Here is a 2,718-nt window from a genome sequence, read left to right on the forward strand (position 1 = left end):
TGGTCGGGGAGTTCTTTGGGCCGCAGTCCGATTACGCCGGCGTCGTCTTCGCCGACGCGCATGGCGAGGATGGAGGTGGTTCCGGTGTCGGTGACGGGGATTTTGTCGCAGGGCAGGATCGGGACGCCGCGCCAGGCCATCACCGGCTTCCCGTCCAGGACGGTGGTGTCGGGGTAGATCCGGCTGGCCGTGCATTCGCGTCCGAACGCGGCGATCGCGCGGGGGTGGGCGAGGAAGAACTTGGTTTTGCGGCGTCGGCTGAGCAGATCGTCGAGGTCCAGCGGGCTCGGCGGGCCATTCCGGGTGGTGAGGCGTTGTTTGAGGTCGGTGTTGTGCAGGAGCCCGAAGTCGGTGTTGTTGATCAGCTCGTGCTCTTGCCGTTCCCGCAACGCTTCCACGGTCAGCCGCAGCTGTTGCTCGAGCTGGTTCATCGGGTCGTTGTAGAGATCCGTGACGCGGTTGTGCACCCGCAGCACGGTTTGCGCGACGGCGAGTTCGTACTCCCGCGGTGAAGGGTCGTAGTCGACGTACGTGCCGGACAGTATCGGCTCGCCGTCGTGCCCGGCGGAGAGGTCGATGCTGGCCTCACCCTTGGGGTTCTGCGGTTTGCGGGGCCGTGCGATGGCGTCGGCGACGTGGGTGCGCAGGGTTTCGGTGCGGCCGTTGAGGCGGGCGTAGGTGTCGGCGGGCAGGGCGAGGGCGATGACGTGGGTGGCGGCGCGGGCGGTGTAGGTCCAGGTGGCGTTGTCGCGGGCGAGGAGTTCGGCGCCGAGGTGGTCGCCGTCGGTGGCGGTGGCGAGGGTGGTTTCGTTGCCGTATTCGCCGCGGCCGTGGCGGGTGACTTTGCCGTGGGCGATGAGGATGAGGGTGTCGAGGGGCCGGCCTGCGGTGACGATGGTGTCGCCGGGTTCGTATTCGCGTTGCTCGAAGGCGTCGGCCAGCGCGGAGAGGGCGGTTTCGTCGCCGAAGCCCCGCAACAACTCGAGTTCGGTGAGTTCGGCGGGGACGACGTGGACGCGGGCGCCGGTGGTGTAGAAGGAGACTTTGCCGTCGCCGATGGTGTAGGTGAGGCGGCGGTTGACGCGGTAGGAGCCGGCGGGGACGTCGACCCAAGGCAGCTGGGAGAGCAGCCAGCGGGTGGTGATGCCGCGCATTTGCGGCAGGGTCTTGGTGGTCGTGGTCAGCGTCCGCGCCGCTTGGACGCCGAGCGAAAGCTGCGCCGGTTCTTCGGTGACTGTCACGGGTTCACGCGCCGATCGGGTTCGGGTGCTTCCACGGGACCGGGCCGGGGCACGATCCGGGCCGCGGCGGTGCCGAGCCCCGTCGGCCCGAAGGCCGAGGGCGGCAGACCGGGCCCGGGCCGCGGCGGTTCCGCGTCGGGCTTGCGGGGCGGGGTCACGGGTTCGGGCATTACCCCTCCCGGCCGAGTTCGACGCTTTCCAGCACGGCCAGCGCATCGGGCACCAGGACCGCGGCGGAGTAGTAGGCGGAGACCAGGTAGGAGATGATGGCCTGCTCGGACAGGCCCATGAACCGCACGTTCAACCCCGGCTGGTATTCATCGGGCAGCCCGGTCTGGTGCAGCCCGACCACACCCTGGGCCTGTTCCCCGGTCCGCATCAGCAGGATCGAGCTGGTGCGGGTGTCGGTGACGGGGATCTTGTTGCAGGGCAGGATCGGGACACCCCGCCAGGCCGGGACGTGGTGCCCACCCAGATCGACTGCGTCGGGGTAGAGGCCGGCTTTGCTGCATTCCCGGCCGAACGCGGCGATCGTCTTCGGGTGGGCGAGGAAGAAGCCGGGGTCTTTCCAGACCAGGGCGAGCAGGTCGTCGAGGTCGTCGGGGGTGGGTGGGCCGGTGCGGGTGGGGATGCGCTGGGCGAAGTCGGCGTTGTGCAGCAACCCGAAGTCGGTGTTGTTGACCAGTTCGTGTTCCTGGCGTTCGCGCAGGGCTTCGATGGTCAGCCGCAGCTGCTGCTCGATCTGGTTCATCGGCTGGTTGTAGAGGTCGGCGACGCGGGAGTGGACCCGCAGCACGGTCTGGGCGACCGACAGTTCGTATTCGCGGGGTTGGGCGTCGTAGTCGACGAAGGTGCCGGGCAGGGTGGGTTCGCCGTCGTGGCCGGAGGCCAGTGAGATTTCGGCTTCGCCGTGGTCGTTGCGGGCGGAGGTGCCGCCGGCGGTGTAGGCGTCGAGGTGGGCTTGGAGGGTCTCGGAGCGGGCCAGGACGTCGTCGAAGGCGGCGCGGGGCAGGGTCAGCACGGTGCAGGTGGTGACGGCTTTGGCGGTGAACTCCCAGATCCCGTCGCTGGTGATGAGGGTGCTCTCGCCGAAGTAGTCGCCGTCGGCGAGGGTGCCCAGCACGGTCTGGTCGCCGTAGGCGCCGGTGCCGATCTTGGTGATCTTGCCGTGGGCGATGAGGAACACCTGGTCGGCTTGGGAGCCGAATTCGACCAGGACGTCGCCGGGGGCGTAGTCGTGCTGGCCGAAGCGTCCGGCCAGTTCGGTGAGGACTTCTTCGTCGGGGTAGCCGCGTAGTGGGGCGAGTTCGCCGAGTTCGGGTGGGATGACCCGGACGTCGGCGCCGGTGGTGGTGAAGGTGACCCGTCCGTCGCCCACGGCGTAGGAGAGGCGGCGGTTGACGCGGTAGGCGCCGCCGGAGACTTCCACCCAGGGCAGCAGCTTCAGCAGCCACCGGGAGGAGATGCCCTGCATCTG

At 69.0% G+C, this 2,718-nt stretch carries 3 protein-coding genes; all 3 read right to left on the minus strand.

All coding sequences use genetic code 11. The features are described from left to right. Positions 1-1,241: family 2B encapsulin nanocompartment shell protein (locus M8542_RS49705; RefSeq protein WP_257927442.1), on the minus strand; the 1,241-nt coding region annotated here is incomplete at its 3' end. Further along, positions 1,238-1,411, minus strand: a complete 174-nt coding sequence (locus M8542_RS49710) for a hypothetical protein (protein ID WP_257927443.1) — start codon at positions 1,409-1,411, stop codon at positions 1,238-1,240. The genes M8542_RS49705 and M8542_RS49710, both read right to left, overlap by 4 nt. Beyond that, on the minus strand, positions 1,411-2,718 hold a 1,308-nt coding region (locus M8542_RS49715), incomplete at its 5' end, for a family 2B encapsulin nanocompartment shell protein (RefSeq protein ID WP_257927444.1). The genes M8542_RS49710 and M8542_RS49715, both read right to left, overlap by 1 nt.

The organism is Amycolatopsis iheyensis (genome assembly GCF_024703995.1).
GTDB classification, from domain to species: domain Bacteria; phylum Actinomycetota; class Actinomycetes; order Mycobacteriales; family Pseudonocardiaceae; genus Amycolatopsis; species Amycolatopsis iheyensis.